General features: G+C 45.0%; 17 protein-coding genes. 11 read left to right on the forward strand and 6 right to left on the reverse strand.

Going from position 1 to position 18,175, the window contains the following annotated elements:
* Positions 1 to 115 precede the first annotated feature (115 nt).
* From OMP94_RS01845 to bcp, 5 genes are all read right to left on the reverse strand, one after another.
* The gene (locus tag OMP94_RS01845) at positions 116 to 1,273 is read right to left on the reverse strand and encodes a ribonucleotide-diphosphate reductase subunit beta (protein ID WP_266275366.1); all 1,158 of its coding nucleotides are present in this window, start codon (positions 1,271 to 1,273) and stop codon (positions 116 to 118) included.
* Entirely contained in the window at positions 1,273 to 4,140 is a 2,868-nt protein-coding gene (locus OMP94_RS01850) for a ribonucleoside-diphosphate reductase subunit alpha (RefSeq protein ID WP_266275368.1), read from the reverse strand. The genes OMP94_RS01845 and OMP94_RS01850 overlap by 1 nt, the downstream gene beginning before the upstream one ends.
* A 322-nt stretch (positions 4,141 to 4,462) precedes the next feature.
* Positions 4,463 to 4,990: a hypothetical protein gene (locus OMP94_RS01855; RefSeq protein WP_266275370.1), complete on the reverse strand. Its 528-nt coding sequence runs from the start codon at positions 4,988 to 4,990 to the stop codon at positions 4,463 to 4,465.
* A 135-nt stretch (positions 4,991 to 5,125) separates the two neighbouring features.
* A complete protein-coding gene (locus OMP94_RS01860) occupies positions 5,126 to 7,288 on the reverse strand; it encodes a methyl-accepting chemotaxis protein (protein WP_266275372.1) in 2,163 nt (720 codons plus the stop codon).
* Positions 7,289 to 7,458: 170 nt separating this feature from the next.
* Positions 7,459 to 7,926 carry a thioredoxin-dependent thiol peroxidase gene (gene bcp / locus OMP94_RS01865; RefSeq protein ID WP_266275374.1) on the reverse strand — a complete coding sequence of 156 codons (468 nt, stop codon included), beginning with the start codon at positions 7,924 to 7,926 and terminating at the stop codon, positions 7,459 to 7,461.
* A gap of 115 nt (positions 7,927 to 8,041) precedes the next feature.
* Here bcp and dapA point away from each other — a divergent pair, with 115 nt between their 5' ends.
* From dapA to OMP94_RS01900, 7 genes are all read left to right on the forward strand, one after another.
* Positions 8,042 to 8,923, forward strand: a complete 882-nt coding sequence (dapA, locus tag OMP94_RS01870; RefSeq protein WP_266275376.1) for a 4-hydroxy-tetrahydrodipicolinate synthase — start codon at positions 8,042 to 8,044, stop codon at positions 8,921 to 8,923.
* A gap of 1 nt (position 8,924) precedes the next feature.
* Complete coding sequence (gene bamC, locus OMP94_RS01875) at positions 8,925 to 9,974, forward strand: outer membrane protein assembly factor BamC (RefSeq protein ID WP_266275378.1); 1,050 nt, start codon at positions 8,925 to 8,927, stop codon at positions 9,972 to 9,974.
* On the forward strand, positions 9,974 to 10,735 hold the full coding sequence (locus OMP94_RS01880) for an MBL fold metallo-hydrolase (RefSeq protein WP_266275380.1): 762 nt from the start codon (positions 9,974 to 9,976) through the stop codon (positions 10,733 to 10,735). The genes bamC and OMP94_RS01880 overlap by 1 nt, the downstream gene beginning before the upstream one ends.
* Positions 10,736 to 10,753: 18 nt before the next feature.
* Positions 10,754 to 11,464, forward strand: a complete 711-nt coding sequence (gene purC, locus OMP94_RS01885; protein ID WP_266275382.1) for a phosphoribosylaminoimidazolesuccinocarboxamide synthase — start codon at positions 10,754 to 10,756, stop codon at positions 11,462 to 11,464.
* A 163-nt stretch (positions 11,465 to 11,627) separates the two neighbouring features.
* Positions 11,628 to 11,699, forward strand: coding sequence for a pyrroloquinoline quinone precursor peptide PqqA (pqqA, locus tag OMP94_RS01890; RefSeq protein ID WP_081443609.1), 72 nt, complete (start codon positions 11,628 to 11,630; stop codon positions 11,697 to 11,699).
* Between the two features lie 102 nt (positions 11,700 to 11,801).
* Positions 11,802 to 11,873, forward strand: coding sequence for a pyrroloquinoline quinone precursor peptide PqqA (gene pqqA / locus OMP94_RS01895; protein ID WP_081443609.1), 72 nt, complete (start codon positions 11,802 to 11,804; stop codon positions 11,871 to 11,873).
* Between the two features lie 184 nt (positions 11,874 to 12,057).
* Positions 12,058 to 12,198, forward strand: coding sequence for a hypothetical protein (locus OMP94_RS01900; protein ID WP_266275384.1), 141 nt, complete (start codon positions 12,058 to 12,060; stop codon positions 12,196 to 12,198).
* A gap of 36 nt (positions 12,199 to 12,234) precedes the next feature.
* On the opposite strand, the gene metG is transcribed toward OMP94_RS01900, so the two are convergent.
* A complete protein-coding gene (gene metG, locus OMP94_RS01905; protein WP_266275386.1) occupies positions 12,235 to 14,259 on the reverse strand; it encodes a methionine--tRNA ligase in 2,025 nt (674 codons plus the stop codon).
* 162 nt (positions 14,260 to 14,421) lie between these two features.
* Here metG and OMP94_RS01910 point away from each other — a divergent pair, with 162 nt between their 5' ends.
* From OMP94_RS01910 to OMP94_RS01925, 4 genes are read left to right on the forward strand one after another with little or no spacing between them, the layout of a single operon-like run.
* A complete protein-coding gene (locus tag OMP94_RS01910) occupies positions 14,422 to 14,925 on the forward strand; it encodes a hypothetical protein (RefSeq protein WP_266275388.1) in 504 nt (167 codons plus the stop codon).
* A complete protein-coding gene (locus OMP94_RS01915) occupies positions 14,925 to 15,515 on the forward strand; it encodes a succinate dehydrogenase (RefSeq protein WP_266275390.1) in 591 nt (196 codons plus the stop codon). The genes OMP94_RS01910 and OMP94_RS01915 overlap by 1 nt, the downstream gene beginning before the upstream one ends.
* A complete protein-coding gene (locus tag OMP94_RS01920) occupies positions 15,512 to 17,452 on the forward strand; it encodes a fumarate reductase/succinate dehydrogenase flavoprotein subunit (RefSeq protein ID WP_266275392.1) in 1,941 nt (646 codons plus the stop codon). The genes OMP94_RS01915 and OMP94_RS01920 overlap by 4 nt, the downstream gene beginning before the upstream one ends.
* Positions 17,449 to 18,174, forward strand: coding sequence for a succinate dehydrogenase/fumarate reductase iron-sulfur subunit (locus tag OMP94_RS01925; RefSeq protein ID WP_266275394.1), 726 nt, complete (start codon positions 17,449 to 17,451; stop codon positions 18,172 to 18,174). The genes OMP94_RS01920 and OMP94_RS01925 overlap by 4 nt, the downstream gene beginning before the upstream one ends.
* Position 18,175 lies beyond the last annotated feature (1 nt).

Raw genomic sequence — 18,175 nt, forward strand, 5'->3', positions numbered from 1 at the left:
GCGCTTATTACTGTCGATAGTATTTTAAGGTAGTAAAGCTGCAATTTATGATCTTTACTATAGTACTTATAAAAAAGCCGACACAAATGTCGGCTTTTTCGTATTTAACTTCTTATTAGTCCCACTTCAGACCGCCACCGGTTTGGTACTCGGTGACTTTGGTCTCAAAGAAGTTCTTTTCTTTACGCATATTGGCTTGTTCATCCAGCCAAGGCAGGCTGGCTTCAGCGCCTGGGAACGGTTCTTCAAAGCCAAGCTGTTTGGCACGGCGATTGGCGGTGTAACGGAACTGTTCGTGATGCGCTTCTTTTGAGTAACCCAAGATTGGGTCACGCAAAATGTAGCCTGCGTAGGTGGCTTCGGCTGCGTCTGCTTCTTCAAACATGGTCTGAATTTTCTTCGGATCCAGTTTGACGTTTTCTTCTTTGATGATTTGCTTACAAACGCGAATACCAAATGACGCATGCATTACTTCATCACGCATGATGTATTGCAGCTGCTCGGCAGTACCTTTCATCAGGCCACGACGTTGCAAAGCAAAGATCGGTGAGAAGCCATTATAGAACCAGCTACCTTCGAAAATACCCGCGAAGAACGCGTATGACATCACGAAGTTTTCGAGTTCGTCTGGATCACGCAGATCGATATCGCTACGCAGAACGGTATTTAAACGATCATTAGCCAGCTTAATCTTTTGGTAAATCTCAGGTACCACACGGTAGCGGTTGTAGATTTCTGCTTGGTCGAGACCGATGGTTTCGATGCAGTGCTGGTATGTCCATGTATGTAATGCTTCTTCATACACTTGACGCGCTTGGTAAATCTGTAACTCTGGCGCAGCCATTTTTTCCATAACTGCCAGACCAATGTTACGCATTGCCAAGATATCGGAAGTGGTCAGGTATGAGAGTACATTTTCATATACGTGACGTTCTTCCAGCGTCAGTTTGTGACGATAGTCGTGCACGTCCTGCGCCATGTTGATATCTAATGGTGTCCAGTGGTTTTTGTTGGCATTTAGGAAGTAGTTCCATGCCCATGGATACTTGAACGGTGCCAATTGGTTAATGTCAGCTGAACCGTTGATAACACGTTTGTCATCAACGTTGACCGGTTTAGCATTGGTCGGCGGTAATTCGCTGATTGATGCTTTTTCCGGTGCTGGTGTATCCAGTTCATTAGCCGCTTTGGCAGTGGCCGCGGGTGCGGCCGGTTTGTCAAAGTCGTCTTCTGTCGCCGTGACCGTGGCGAGCGGATCGTCCCAATTCAACATTATTGGCAAGCCTCGCAGTCTGGTTCTAGGATTGAACAGGCTTTTGGCGCGTCTTGTCCTTCACCTGAAATAAAGTCTTCTTCAACTGCTTTAACCGGTTTCAGTGCCGGTGGGGCAGTTGGTTTTGGTGTGCTGGCCGATGTTGGTGCCGCTGAGGTTTTCTCTTGACCAGTCGCACCCATTGAACGGAGGTAGTAAGTGGTTTTCAGACCACGTACCCACGCCAGTTTGTACAGGTTATCCATTTTCTTACCTGATGGTTCAGCCATGTACAGGTTCAAGCTTTGTGCTTGATCAAGCCATTTTTGGCGGCGTGATGCAGCTTCAATCAACCAACGTGCGTCCATTTCAAAGGCAGTGGTGTACAGCGCTTTGAGTTCAGTTGGTACGCGGTCAATCGCTTGCAAGCTACCATCGTAGTATTTGAGGTCATTGATCATGACTTCATCCCACAGGCCGCGTGCTTTCAGGTCTTCAACCATGTATGGGTTGATGACGGTGAACTCACCTGACAGGTTCGATTTAACAAACAGGTTTTGGTAAGTCGGCTCAATTGATTGGCTGACACCGCAGATGTTTGAAATCGTCGCTGTTGGCGCGATTGCCATGGTGTTTGAGTTACGCATGCCTTGGCGTTTGATTTTGTCACGCAGGGCAGGCCAGTCCATGGTTGAGCTTTCGTCTTGTTGCAGATACTCGCCACGTGCTTCTTTCAGGAGCTTGATAGAGTCGATTGGCAGAATACCTTTGCTCCATAAGCTACCCTCGTATGACTTGTATTTACCACGTTCTGCAGCTAAGTCAGACGATGCGTCGATAGCATAGTAGCTGATAGCTTCCATTGAATCATCGGCGAATTTAACCGCTTCTTCTGAGCTGTATGGCATACGCAGTTTGTACAGTGCATCTTGGAAACCCATGATGCCAAGACCAACAGGGCGGTGCTGCAAGTTAGAGTGACGTGCTTGCGGTACGCTGTAGTAGTTGTACTCGATAACGTTGTCCAGCATACGCATGGCTGTTTTCACCGTGCGGTTCAGCTTTTCTTTATCCAGTTTACCGTTTTCGTCGATGTGTCTAACAAGGTTGACTGAACCTAAGTTACAAACCGCGATTTCTTGGTCTGAGGTGTTCAGTGTGATTTCTGTACACAGGTTTGAGCTGTGAACGACACCAACGTGTTGTTGTGGGCTACGCAGGTTACATGGGTCTTTGAATGTGATCCATGGGTGGCCTGTTTCAAACAACATACCTAGCATTTTGCGCCACAAGTCAGTAGCAGGCATGGTTTTGAAGTTACGAATTTCGCCACGAGCTGCTTTTTCTTCGTACTCGTTGTAGGCTTTTTCAAACGCTAAACCAGTCAGATCATGCAGATCTTCAACTTCTTCTGGTGAGAACAGCGTCCATTGGCCTTCTTCAGCAACACGCTTCATGAATAAGTCTGGGATCCAGTTTGCTGTATTCATGTCGTGGGTACGACGACGGTCATCACCGGTGTTTTTACGCAGATCTAGGAATTCTTCAACGTCGATGTGCCATGTTTCTAAGTAAGCACAGACCGCACCTTTACGTTTACCACCTTGGTTAACGGCAACAGCAGTGTCGTTAGCGACTTTCAGGAACGGTACAACACCTTGTGATTTACCGTTGGTGCCTTTGATGTGTGCACCCAGACCACGAACACGGCTCCAGTCGTTACCCAGACCACCGGCGTATTTAGACAGTAGGGCGTTATCACGCATTGCACTGTAAATACCGCTCAGGTCATCAGGAACCGTTGTCAGGTAGCAAGATGATAATTGTGGACGCAACGTACCTGAGTTAAACAGGGTTGGCGTTGAGCTCATGAAGTCAAAGCTAGACAGCAGGTTATAGAACTCAATGGCACGTGCTTCACGATCAAGTTCATTGATAGCCAGACCCATCGCGACACGCATATAGAATGCTTGTGGTAATTCGAAACGGGTACCGTCGTAGTGAATGAAGTAACGGTCGTACAGCGTTTGCAGGCCAAGGTAAGTAAAGTTGAAGTCGTTTTCAGCTTTCAGTGCTTGACCCAGTTTGTCTAAGTCAAACAGGCTCAGTTCGCTGTCGAGCAGTTCGTGTTCGATAGCCGTTTTGATGTATGACTTGAAGTACTCTGGGTATTGATCAGCCATTTCTTGTTGTGAGGCTTGGCGCGGTGTATGGAATACAAAGCTCAGCGCTTCACGACGGATGCTGTCCATCAGTAAACGTGCTGCCAGTGTGCTATAGGCAGGATCTTTTTCGATGAATGTACGAGCAGCCATAACCAGTGCTTTTTCGACGTCTTTTTCTTTAACACCATCGAAAATGTTGCGTTGGGTATCACGCAGGATTGCAGCGCTATCGACTTCAGCCAGACCTTCACACGCTTCTTCAATCAGATTACGCAAACGTCCAACATCTAACGGCTGGCGAGTGCCGTCTGCTGTGGTGACGTGTAATGTTGATTCGTTAGCTGGTTGTGGATGTTTCTTTTCTTCTTCAGCACGTTTTTGTGATTGCTGCTCACGGTAAACAACATAAGAGCGGGCGATTTTGTATTCACCAGCACGCATCAGTGCCAACTCAACTTGGTCTTGGATATCTTCGATATGGACAGTGCCACCATCTTCCAAACGGCGTAATAAATTTTCGCTGACTTGTTTGGTCAGTTCGGCAACGGTTTCGTGAATACGTCGACTATCTTTGGCGGCATCGCCTTCAACGGCCAAAAATGCCTTAGTCATTGCTACGGCAATTTTGCTACTGTCAAAGTCGGTTACCTTGCCATTACGACGAATGACTTTATAACCGTTTTCGGAGGAGGGTTGAGTGTATGTTGCTGCTTCGCTCGCCATAAGGATATCCCTGCGTTGTGTGGTAAAGGCTGAAATCATCAAACCACAACAAATTGTGGTTGTGAATAGATTGAACCACAAGATAGTGTGTTTTTAAAGCATGTGCAAGGGGATTAGCTGCACATAAATTGTGCATGATTTGTGGATAACTACAGTGGGATCAGGACGCAGCCCAAACGGGCTGCGCGATCCACTGAAAGTGATCATTTTGGTGCCGCTAAAAAAATTTTTTTTAGCGATGCTAAGGATCAATCACTTAGCTTTTTTGATCTGCCTAGATCAAAATTTGCAAGCCCTAAGTGTGGTGCGCGATGCGCAAGAATTAGCTGGCTTTGCTGACGTAAATTGCCTTGTCTTCCAGAATTTCACTCGCCAATTCGGTCGCTTCACGATTATTGGTGTGCACGATGACCGTCCACTGATTTTTGCGGCTAGCTTCGATAGTTTCCGTAATAAGCGGATCATGATTTGGTCGCAGCGTTAACGCACCCGCAGCCATCATGCCGATAAACAAACCCAATAAACTCAATACGGCAATCGTCATGATTGGGCTTGCTTGAGTGAAGGTTGGGCCGGTGGCTGTCAAAATGCTGGCGAAGATGATACCAGCAAATAAACCGATAAGTCCTAATACACCGTGAGAGCGCACCATGGTTTTGGCATAACCATGACTTTCTGGCTCAATTTTTTGGCTGAGCTTAGGATCATTTGGCTTAATGATATTGATGAGTTTGCTTGTGAAATGCCCGGCTTTGAGTAATGCATGCCGAGCATCACGTGCTTCAGATTCGTTTTTAAAGATAGCCGCGACTTTCGACGGATAATCTTCTTGAACAACATTGACTGCCATGATGATGTCTCCTTTATTTATGTGCAGCCAGCACAAAATGAAAATGACATATACCTAATGTATAGAGGCAACTTGGCAGATTTAAAGTTCTTACGCTATGACAGAATCCTCATTTTCTTGAAATAAACTACTTAATTAACGGGCACTTACTTGGAACACACCAACCAATTGGTTCAGTTTTTGTGCTGTGTTACGTACCGATGACGAACGGTATTGCAGGGCATTCACCGCACTTTGTAACTGATCGGCTGAGGCACCCACCTGACGTGCCGTATCACCATGCACATGGCTGTTGTGGTCCATTTGTTTGATGGTTTCAAAGATCTTTTCAACCAGTTGATGCAGCTGACCGTTTTCACTGTTGTTTTGCTGGGTCATCTTCAGATTACGATCAACGTTTTCAACACCGCTTTCCATAAAGTTAACCGCTTCCTGGGTTTCTTGTTGCATACCTTCGATCATCTTGCGGATTTCATCAGCAGAGTTAGCAGTGCGTGACGCCAGATTACGCACTTCGTCAGCCACTACTGAGAAACCACGACCATGTTCACCGGCACGCGCTGCTTCAATCGCAGCATTTAATGCCAGCAGATTGGTTTGGTTAGTGATATCAGTAATAACACTGATGATATTGCTAATTTCTGAGGTACGCATATTCAGTGATTTGACAGCAGTTGCTGTGGTTTCAACGACGTTCAAGATCTCTTGGGTACCGCTACGCGCACTTTCATATTGCTGACGTGCTTGCTCAACCACATCATCCATGGCTTTTTTCATGGCTTCGGCGGTTGTTGATGCCTGACTGATATCCTGAATTTGTTCATTAATCAGGGTAAGCATCTTATTGATGGCTTCAGCCACTTCACCAGAAACCTGATAGGCCTCGCGGTTGGTGCTGAGCATCGCATCATTGGTGATACGGACATCATGACTGGTACCGATGACCTGACCGACAATGCCATCGAGATTATCGATAAAGCTGTTGATCCAGCGGCCCATATCGCCCGTTTCATCTGGAACCAGTTTGTTATTGTCTAAACGCTGACTCAGGTTACCTTCACCTTCGGCAATTTCTTGAATAACCCGTGTCATCTGATTAAGACGATCGGCCAATTTCTTGGTTTGTGATTTACGCATCCACAGGGCAATCAGCAGTAACATACCGACTGAAATACCATCGATGGCTAATTGTGGCAGGGTAGTGAAGTAGTGCAATGCGCTGTTCACACCTAACAAAGCCACCATGCCAGTGACAAAGCCTTTCATTAACATCGCACTGACACTACGGCGACGATAGACTTCTTCAAGGTCACCTTCACACATCATGCCCCAGCGATCTGGCGAGCCTTTTAATTGGAAGGTGACACCTTTACCGATAACCGGAATATGTCGGTAATCAGAGTAACCCGGATAAGTGACAAACAGGTTTTGACCATTTTTGATGGTTTCACGAACCCCCGGATGTAATTGACCGGTAGCAGGATCTGTAAAGCGAATTTCAAATTCAGTTTGTTGATTAACCTTAACGACACCAAACTGCGTATGAATACCGCTTTTTAGGTTTTCACCATGTGAAAACGAGTTATCTTCAAAACGGGAACGCGAAAGGGCGATACCTTGCTGGACGGTGCTATCAAAGCGCGACTCCACCATAAAGATGTAGTTATCACCGGACTCTGGATAGATATGACCCGCTTCACGCTGTATCAAATCACTCATCACGTCATTTGGGATGCGACCACATAATACGGCTTCAGTTTTACCATTCAATTTGATTGGCTGATAAAACATCAGTGTGACAGCATCATGGAATTTAGAACTTGAAGGACCAATCTCTAAAGTCATGTTGTCGACGTAAGGACCGTGTAAAAAGCTTTCTTCTAGGCCTTTTGCTAATGCTTTTTCGCAAGAACGAGAGCTTGAGACTTTACGGCCGATATGTGAAGCATGTGTTGAATGCAGAACTTCACCTTCAGGGCATACGACAAACAGTTCAGAAAAGTCACCCTGGCTTTTCAGCGTGTCTGCCAAGAGCTGAGCATCAACACTTGGATAGCTCTCAGCGAGCGTTTCCGAAAGTTGCTCCATTTCTTCCCAGATACGATTTGACCATTGCTCAAGAATTTTTACTCGTGTTGCCGCAATACCCTCAAATGTATGCTCGACATCGGCATAAATATCTTTGTTTAAAAAGCAGCTCCATGCCATTTTAAATTTGCCGGTAGCGCCAAACCATGGCAGCCAGCTTCGCTCACTTCGGCTTAATTGCATTTGAGCGCTTTTTAAATTTTGCGACATGCACTTACTTCCTAATTGGTGTAAATAATTAATAACAAGCAAAACTCGCGCCAAAATAGAACATCGTAAAGTGTTGATTTAAATATGAAGAGAGCAGTTTGCGCACCATAATGGCGCGCAATATACATGTGCTTGATATGATGCGGTGCAAAACCGCATTAATAGTGGGGTTAAATTGATTTGATAGCGGTTAAGACTTCTTCAACGTGACCTTTGACTTTAACGCCGCGCCATTCTTCACGGAGAACACCTTGCTCATCAATCAAAAATGTACTGCGAACAATCCCCATATATTCGCGACCATAAAGTTTTTTCAGCTGGATCACACCAAATAAATTACAAACGGTTTCCTCTTCATCAGATAGTAAGTCAAAGGGAAAACATTGTTTGCTCTTAAAGTTTTCATGTTTTTTGATGCTGTCGCGGGATACACCTAAAATCACGGTGTTTAGTTGTTCAAACTCAGCAATGTGATCACGAAATTGTTGACCTTCGAGTGTGCAGCCAGGTGTGCTGTCTTTGGGATAAAAATAAATTAAGACGTTTTCACCGCGCAGCGATGATAAAGAAATGTTTTTATCGCCTGTACTTGGCAGTTCAAAATCAGGCACTGGGTTATTAAGAGTCACTTTGCTCATTGTTTTTATCCTTGGCTTTAGATTGAATTCTTTAAATCGTGAAGTCAGTCCGATCTTGTCATCCTGAGACCGGCAAAGTACCATGCCAGTTTAATTTTCTCGGAGTCCGACAGATATGTTCAGTGGCAGTATGGTAGCACTGGTAACCCCCATGCGTGCAGATGGCTCGCTGGACAGTGATAGCCTGCGCAAACTGGTCGAGTTTCATATCGAAAATGGCACCGATGCAATCGTGGCTGTCGGTACGACCGGAGAATCAGCAACACTCACCGTTGAAGAACATTGTGATGTTATCCGCCAAGTAGTGGAGCAGACCAATGGCCGTGTTCCTGTTATTGCTGGAACGGGCGCAAACTCAACTGCAGAAGCTATCGAGCTTTCTCAGTGTGCGCGTGATTTAGGTGTTGCTGCCGTCTTGTTGGTAACACCTTATTATAATAGACCAACGCAGGAAGGCTTATATCTACACTTCAAAGCAATAGCCGAAGCTGTTGATATCCCTCAAATTTTATATAACGTCCCAAGCCGTACGGCTTGTGATTTATTGCCTGAAACCGTGGGTCGTCTTGCCAAAATCGATAATATCGTTGGTATAAAAGAAGCCACGGGTGATGTGCGCCGTGTTCAGTTAATCAAAGACCTTGTCGATGATAAATTTGAGCTTTACACCGGTGAAGATGGCAATACAGTTGATTTTATTTTGGCTGGTGGTAAAGGTGTTATTTCCGTCACAGCCAATGTCGCCCCTAAACTTATGCATGAAATGTGTGTTGCAGCAATTGCAGGTGAAGCTGACAAAGCACGTGCAATCAATGATAAGCTTGCGCCATTGCATCAAACTTTGTTTAGTGAAGCGAACCCTATTCCTGTGAAGTGGGCGCTGCATGAAATGGGCCTGATTCCCGAAGGGATACGCCTGCCTATGACGGTGTTGTCGGAACAGTTTCATCAACCGGTTCGTGATGCGTTAGCATCGGCCGGGGTCTTGAATCCATAAAATGAGTGAACATTTATCAATGAACGCAAAACGTTTAAAAACAAGTGCTTGGCTAGTCGCCACTACGTTAGCTGTTAGTAGCTGTGGAATGCTGCCATCGCTGGAAGAAGTCGCCCCGGATAACACGCAAAAATATCGTAAAGCGGAAACCATGCCGCCTTTAGATGTGCCGCCTGATTTAAGCGTCAATCGTATTAACGATAACATCGCTGGTAACGAAAATCGTTCGGCTACATATTCTGAATACGAAGAAGCCGCAACCAACCCATTAGCTGCACGTTACAACATTCTGCCTGATGAAAAACCTGCTTTGGCAGGTACTGAAGGTAACCGTCATCTGGTAGTTCCAGGTGAGCCTGATGTCACTTGGCAGCGTATTGAAAATTTCTGGTCAACACGCGATATCGATATCGCTCGTCAAGAACGTCGCATGGGGTTGATGGATACCACTGCTGACGCTGATGGTTATGCCTATCGTCTTCGTATGGATAAAGGTGATGTGAACCGTTCATCACTCATCTACTTAAACGGTCGTGATAGCGACAATGCCAATGTCACTAAAGACGAAGCTATGCTCCGTCAATTAGCTGATTTCTTGGGTATTTTGTATCAAGAAGATAAAGCGGAATTAGCCGCTAGTCAGCCACAAACATTAACTAGCACAATGCCTAAAGTCGTCTTATTAGACGAAGGCGAAAACATGCAGGCGCTGCAAGTTGATCAATTATTCAGTGATGTTTGGGATCGTGTAGGTCGTGTTCTGGATAGTCGTGGTTTCGCGGTTGAAGATCGTGATCGTTCACGTGGTCTGTACTTCGTTCGTTACCTCGACCCATTCTTAGAAGCTGAGCAGCAAGAAGAAGGTTTCTTCAGTGGTCTGGCTTTCTGGCGTGATGATGTTGAAACTTCACCTGAAGAGTACTACTACATTCGCTTAGGTTCTGAAGGTGATAGCACACGTATTACCGTTTTAGATGCCGAAGAAGTTCGTAGTAAGAGTGACACCGCTAAACGTCTGTTGGCGCTGATTCAGGAACAACTGACGCAATAATGCAGTTTGCCTCTCTTGGCAGTGGTAGTCGTGGTAACGGCACACTGATCCGCGAGGCAGACACCATGATTCTGGTGGATTGTGGTTTTTCAGCGAAAGAAGCTGAAAAGCGACTCCACCAGCATCATTTAAGTGCGAAAGACCTTGCCGCAATAGTTATCACTCATGAACATGCTGATCATATTCAGGGTGTTCGGGTACTTGCCCGTAAATATCAAATTCCCGTTTATGCCACTGCTGGCACAGCTGGTTGTTTAGCCGCCGATGTTATCGACTTGGTACATGAATTTAGTTGTCATGAGTCTTTTACGATTAACGATCTTAATGTACAGCCTTTTCCTGTACCACATGATGCGCGTGAGCCAACACAATTTGTGTTTTCTAATGGCCATACCAAATTAGGGCTTTTGACAGACGTAGGCAGCATTACGCCCGTTATCGAAGCAGCGCTAGATGCCTGTGATGGTCTGCTATTAGAAGCAAATCACGATTTGATGATGCTGGCCAATGGGGATTACCCAGAGTCATTAAAGCAACGTGTTGGTGGACGCTTTGGTCACTTAAATAACGTGCAATCTGCCACATTACTTGAGAAAATTAACACTTCGCGTTTGCAGCATATTATTGCCATGCATATCAGTGAGAAAAATAACTCTCCTGATTTGGTTTTGCCTTTATTTGCTGATGCACTTAACTGTACGCAAGATTGGATCGGTATTGCCGATCAAGATGCCGGTTTTGGCTGGCGAGAACTAACTTAACGCTTAACGGAATTTCCCATGGAAAAACGACAAGAACTCTACGCTGGTAAAGCAAAAAGCGTCTTCGCGACTGATGATGCTGATTATGTAGTACTGAGCTTTCGTGATGACACCTCAGCTTTTGATGGCGAAAAAGTTGAACAACTTAGCCATAAAGGTGAAGTAAATAACAAGTTTAATGCCTTCATTATGCAGACGCTAGCTGATGCTGGTATTGAAACGCATTTTGAGAAACTGCTGAACGATACCGAGTCAGTTGTTAAACGCATGAACATGATTCCAGTTGAATGTGTTGTGCGTAATGTTGCTTCGGGCAGTTTAGTTCGTCGCTTAGGCGTGGAAGATGGTATGGAGCTAAATCCTCCCGTCTTCGAGTTTTTCTTGAAAAACGATGCACTGCATGACCCAATGGTCAATGAATACCACATCGCAACATTTGGTTGGGCTACCGATAGTCAAGTACAACAAATGAAGCAACTTACTTTTAAAGTAAACGAAGTGTTGAAAAAGCTATTTGCTGATGCCGGCATGGTGTTGGTTGACTACAAATTAGAGTTTGGTGTCTTCCATGACCGCGTCATTTTAGGTGATGAATTCAGTCCTGATGGTTGCCGTTTATGGGATGCTGAAACACGCAAGAAACTTGATAAAGACCGTTTCCGTCAAGGCTTAGGTGGTGTTATCGAAGCTTATGAAGAAGTTGCCCGTCGCATTGGTGTACCTTTGTAGTGCTCAGTTTATAAAGTGATTAACCAAAGCCCGGCATGTCCGGGCTTTGTTGTTTTGGGCTCAGGATTTTTCTGAGCTAAATTAGGTAAAACTCGCTATTGCTTGATGTTGATTATGCGTAAATTAGGAAGCATAGTAATTTTTAACAACAGGAGATGGCGTTATGTGGACCAAACCAGAATACTCAGATATGCGTTTCGGTTTTGAAGTAACAATGTACATCTGCAATCGTTAAACATGACTAATTATCAACCGTCAGAAATTGGTTTTATGGATTGGCTAAAGCACCCAATGCAGTGCACCTGTCCAATTTGTAGTGCAAATTAAGGAGCTCATTATGTGGACTAAACCAGAATATTCAGACATGCGTTTTGGCTTTGAAGTAACAATGTATATCTGCAATCGTTAATCAAGCTTTATAAATACAAAAAAGCCTCGCTAGTGCGGGGCTTTTTTTGTTTGAAATTCAGTTAAGTGAACTTGTTCAACGAACCTGATGTGCACAACCGTTATGATATGGCTACAATGAAGCTGACACATTAGTGATTCACTAATGTGTTTATAAAGAATTTATAACAAAGGGAGCGATATCTATGCGGCAAATGATGATTTTGCTGGCAACCGTGATGGTTATCAGTGTCAGTGCATGTCATAAAGTACACAAACCCATGCCACCAGGTCATGATCCGGATGGTCCTGGCAATAGTGAGAATGCTCCCGGCCACAATAAATAGGCCAAAAAAAAGCCCCGATTGTTCGGGGCTTTTTTGTTATTTAACGCGCATACCGGGCGTGGCACCATCATCCGGATTTAAGATAAACAAATCTTTACCACCAGGACCTGCCGCTAAGACCATGCCTTCTGACATACCAAATCGCATCTTACGAGGGGCTAGATTAGCGACCATGACCGTGAGTTTGCCAATCAAGTCTTCAGGTTGGTAAGCCGATTTGATACCAGCAAAGACCTGACGTTCACCGGCGCCGATATCTAAAGTCAGTTTCAGTAATTTGTCTGCACCTTCGACATGTTCTGCATTGACGATCTTGGCAATACGCAAGTCGATTTTGGCAAAGTCATCAAACTGAATTTCATCAGCAATTGGATCGATATAGCTTGCTGGCGCTTTGTTAGTGATTTTTTGTTCAGCTTGCAGAGTTTCGCGAGACTCTTCGATGATGGCATCGATTTTATCTTGTTCCACACGTGTCATTAATGGTTTGAAAGCATTAATGGTTTGGCCTAACAGTGGCGTATTGATATCAGCCCAAGTTAGTGGGGCAATATTCAAGAAGGCTTCTGCCTGCTCAGCTGTTTTTGGTAATACCGGTTTGAGGTAAGCCACCAAAACGCGGAACAGATTAATACCCATGCTGCAAATTTGCTGAACTTCAGCATCTTTGCCTTCTTCTTTAGCAACAACCCAAGGCTTTTGCTCATCAATGTACTGATTCGCTTTATCAGCCAGTGCCATGATGTCACGCATAGCCTGACCAAACTCACGCTGTTCATAACGCTGAGCAATATTGTCAGCTTGCTCAGTAAAGCTAGCGAATAACTCTGGGTCAGCTAAGGTATCTGTTAATTTACCGTCAAAACGTTTGTGAATAAAACCAGCACAACGACTAGCGATATTGACAACTTTACCGACTAAGTCAGCATTGATACGGCTTTGGAAATCAGCAAAGCTTAAGTCGATATCATCAATACCACTACCCAGTTTGGCAGCAAAGTAATAGCGCAAATATTCTGGGTTGAGGTGGTTCAGATAAGTACGGGCTTTAATGAAAGTGCCGCGTGACTTAGACATTTTCTTACCATCAACAGTTAAGAAGCCGTGCGCATAAATGCGGTTCGGTAATCTGAAACCGGCACCTTGGAGCATGGCAGGCCAAAACAGCGCGTGGAAATAGATAATATCTTTACCAATGAAATGCACCATTTCGGTTTTACTGTCGGCGTTCATGAATTCATTGAAATCAACACCGCTACGATCACAATAATTCTTGAAGCTGGCTAAATAACCAATCGGGGCATCCATCCAGACATAAAAGAATTTGTTCGGGGCATCTGGAATTTCAAAACCAAAGTAGGGCGCATCACGTGAAATATCCCAGTCTTGCAAACCTGACTCAAACCATTCGCCAAGCTTACGACCAACTTCAGTTTGCAGATGATCGCCTTGCGTCCATTCACGCAGTAATGACTCAAAGTTACCGAGTTTAAAAAAGTAATGTTCTGAGTCTTTTGTGATTGGGGTTGCACCAGAAACTGCTGAAACAGGGTTTTTCAGTTCGGTCGGATCGTAAGTAGCACCACAAGCCTCACAGTTATCACCGTATTGATCAGCAGCACCACATTTTGGACATTCGCCACGAATAAAACGATCCGGCAGAAACATTTCTTTTTCTGGATCGTAAGCTTGGCTGATGGTGCGGCTTTCAATATTGCCGGCATCGCGGTTTGCTAAATAAATTTGGCTGGCTAAAGTGCGGTTTTCTTCGCTATGGGTGCTGTGATAATTATCAAAGCCGATAGTGAATTCAGCAAAGTCAGCTTGGTGTTCTTTGCTGACATTGGCAATTAATTGCTCTGGTGTGATGCCTTCATTTTGCGCACGCAACATGATTGGTGTGCCATGCGCATCATCAGCACAAACATAGTGAACATCATGGCCACGCATTTTCTGAAAGCGAACCCAGATATCAGTTTGAATGTATTCCACTAAGTGGCCGAGGTGGATTGAGCCATTGGCATAGGGTAAAGCGCTGGTGACCAGAATTTTGCGTTGCATGTATAAACCGAAATTAAGGGCGTTAGAAAACCGTCAAAGATACCAGAATTCGCGCATTGACTCTATTTTGTCAGTATTTTGCGGATGTGTTTGAAAAGTGCTGTGGATTACATTAGATTGGCAAAAACACAACTTATTCGGCGTTATGCCTGAGGGGCCATAATGGATTTAAGTCTGCACGATATTCATGCTGACTCGATTGACTTGGCATTAGATAAAGCGCGGCAATATCGGTCATTACTTGAACCCGAAATTGCAGAAAGCATTTGTCTCGATGTGCTTAACATTGATCCTTACAATCAGTCGGCGTTAGTTATATACATCTTGGCCTTGACTGACCAAATCAGTATCAGTGGCAGTCAGTCACCTTTTCAAGCCATCGAAAACGCCATTTCTCAATTGCAAAGTGATTACAAACGGCTTTACTACACTGGCATTTTTCACGAACGCCGAGCCAGATTTATGTTGTCGCAACCGATGTCTCGTGCCTTTGCTTACGACTATTTTGTAAAAGCCCTTGAGTGTTATGCCCAAGCAGAAAAAATGCGTCCTGAGCATAATGATGAAGCTATTCTGCGCTGGAATAGCTGCGTAAGAACTATTGAAAGAGAAAAGCTACAGCCAGTGTCTGAGCATGACCAAGTCTTGATGAGTCGGGAAAGTTAATGGCGTTGTTACAAGTTAAAAAGCGCCTCATGGCGTTAGCTGGGCTCGTGTTAACAGCCTTTTTAGTGTTTCACATGCTCAGCAACTTGAGCTTTGTCAGCCCTCAAGTATTTAATGACTTTTACGCTTTCTATAATCACCCATTAATTCGTTGGCCTTTATGGTTACTGGTGTCAGCAGCGTTATTGATGCACGTTATCGTGGCGGTGCAAATTCGTCTGCACAATGCCAAAGCGCGACCCGTTGCATACAAACACCGTCAACATCATTGGATACCGTCATGGTTGGTGACCAGCGTGATTAGCTTTATTTTGCTATTTATCATCTGGCATATGGCGCAAATGTGGTCTTTTACCGGTGATGATATTTACCAACAAACACAAAGCTTATTTGACTGTGGTTGGCAGTTACTGATTTATCTCGGCGGTTTAGCGTTGATGGCAATGCACTTATTGCACGCTTTACCCAATGTTTTACAAACCTTAGGCAAGACTTCAAAACAATGCCTATGGCTGAGTTCAGCAACGATTGTGTTGTTAATGTTAGGTTTTGCAGTAGTGCCGGTTTTAGCCTATTGGAGCGTGCAATGAGCGACGAAATGCAACTCGACGGTCATTGCCCAAAAGGCCAACTGGATCAACGCTGGACACAGCATAAATACAATTTACGAGTCGTAAGCCCAGCAAACAGAAAACATTACCGTGTGATTGTCGTAGGGACTGGCTTAGCGGGCGCATCAGCAGCGGCATCACTTGCTGAAATGGGCTATCAAGTTAAAACATTTTGTTTTCAAGATAGCCCGCGTCGTGCCCACAGTATTGCGGCACAAGGAGGTATTAATGCCGCGAAAAATTATCACAATGATGGTGATAGCGTCTGGCGGCTTTTCTACGACATGATTAAGGGCGGTGATTTTCGGGCTCGTGAGTCAAACGTGTTTCGCCTCGCAGAGCTTAGTACGGCGATCATTGATCAAGCTGTCGCTCAAGGTGTGCCATTTGCGCGCGAATACAGTGGCTATTTAGCCAACCGTTCGTTTGGTGGTGCACAGGTTTCGCGGACGTTTTATGCGCGTGGTCAAACCGGTCAGCAGTTACTTTTGGGTGCTTATCAGGCGATGAGTCGGCAAATCGCCGAAGGGCATATTGAGCATCATTCTAGGACGGAAATGCAAGACTTGATCATGATTGATGGTCAGGCCAAAGGCATTATTACGCGTGATTTATTAACCGGTGAACTGACCAGTCACTTAGCTGATTGTGTGCTGTTGTGTACTGGTGGTTATAGCAACGCGTTTTATCTCTCTACCAATGCGAAAGGCTGTAATACTTCGGCTATTTGGCGTGCCCATAAACACGGTGCGTTGTTTGCTAATCCTTGTTTTACGCAGATCCATCCAACCTGTATTCCACAACATGGTGAATTACAGTCCAAATTAACCTTAATGAGCGAATCACTTCGCAATGATGGTCGGATTTGGGCACCCAAAAATCCGGCTGATTGTGGACGCGACCCACGTGAGATTTTAGAGCACGACCGTGATTACTTCTTAGAACGAATGTATCCCGCATTTGGCAATTTAGTGCCAAGAGATATTGCTTCGCGAGCCGTTAAGCATATTTGTGACGAGGGCCGTGGTGTTGGCCATGAAATTAATGGCCAGAAGTTAGGTGTATATCTGGATTTTGCTGATGCCATCAAAGAGCAGGGCGCCGACGTCATTAATGAAAAATACGGCAATCTGTTTGAGATGTACCAGCGTATTACTGCCGAAGATCCAACCCAAGTACCTATGCGTATTTATCCTGCGGTGCATTACACCATGGGTGGTTTGTGGGTCGATTACAACTTAATGACCACGATTGATGGTTTGTTTGCCGGTGGTGAAGCCAACTTTTCAGATCATGGTGCAAACCGTTTAGGTGCGAGTGCATTAATGCAAGGCTTGGCGGACGGCTATTTCATTTTACCGGCGACGATTTCAGATTATTTAGCGCGTCAAAAACCGCTTAGTGATAATGATTATCCTGAAGTAACCCAAGCCATGGCCGAAGTACGTGCACGGCTCGATTTATTATTAAAAGCACCAGAAGCCAAATATTCGCCAGATCATTTTCATCGGCAGCTTGGCAAAATCCTGTGGGATAACTGTGGTATGGCCAGAAATGCAGACGCTTTAGGAAAGGCCGTTGGCGAAATCACCGATTTACGCAAACAATTTTGGCGGCAAGTTAAAGTCACCGGTGATGATCAACAAATCAACCAGACACTTGAGCGCGCAGGTCGGGTAGCTGATTTTATGGAGCTTGCTGAGCTGATGTGTCTTGATGCACTACAACGTGAAGAGTCATGTGGTTGTCATGCAAGGGTTGAGCATTTAACGCCGACAGGTGAAGTACAGCGCCGAGATATTGATTACTCTTATGTCTCCGCTTGGCGTTATACCGGTAATGTCAGTAAACCTGAGCTGATAAAAGAACCGCTACATTTTGATTTTGTAAGTCCAGGCATACGGAATTACCAATGAATTTTATTTTGCATATTTGGCGTCAAAATTCGCCACAACAGACCGGTGAGTTTGTGCGTTACGAACTGGATGTTGCTGAGGATTCATCATTCTTGGAAATGCTCGATGCCTTGAATGAACATCTCATTGAAAAGGGTGAAGATCCCGTTACCTTTGATCATGACTGCCGCGAAGGTATTTGCGGTAGCTGTAGTTTGGTCATTAATGGTGAGCCGCATGGTCGCCATAAAGCCACGACTACTTGTCAGCAATATATGCGTGATTATCAAGATCAAAATGAGTTGTGGATTGAGCCTTGGCGGGCAGCGGCATTTCCTGTGATTAAAGATTTGGTTGTGGATCGCAGTGCGTTTGACCGTATTATTCAGGCGGGTGGTTATATCCCTGTTCGAACCGGTGCCGCGCCTGAGGCGAATACACAACCTGTCGCCAAACCTGTTGCTGATAAAGCTTTTGATGCAGCAACCTGTATTGGCTGCGGCGCCTGTGTAGCGGTTTGTCCAAATGCTTCTGCAACTCTATTTATTGCAGCCAAAGTCAGTCATCTATCTAGCCTGCCACAAGGGCAATTAGATAATAAACGGCCAGCAAAAATGCTGGCACGTATGGAAGCAGAAGGTTTTGGTAGTTGCAGTAACTATCGTGAGTGCGAACGTGTATGTCCTAAACAAATTCGCACTGACACGATAAGCACCATGAACCGATTGTTATATCGTGGCTAAG

Origin of the sequence: Methylophaga sp. OBS3 (assembly GCF_026319325.1) — a bacterium.
Taxonomy (GTDB): Bacteria; Pseudomonadota; Gammaproteobacteria; order Nitrosococcales; family Methylophagaceae; genus Methylophaga.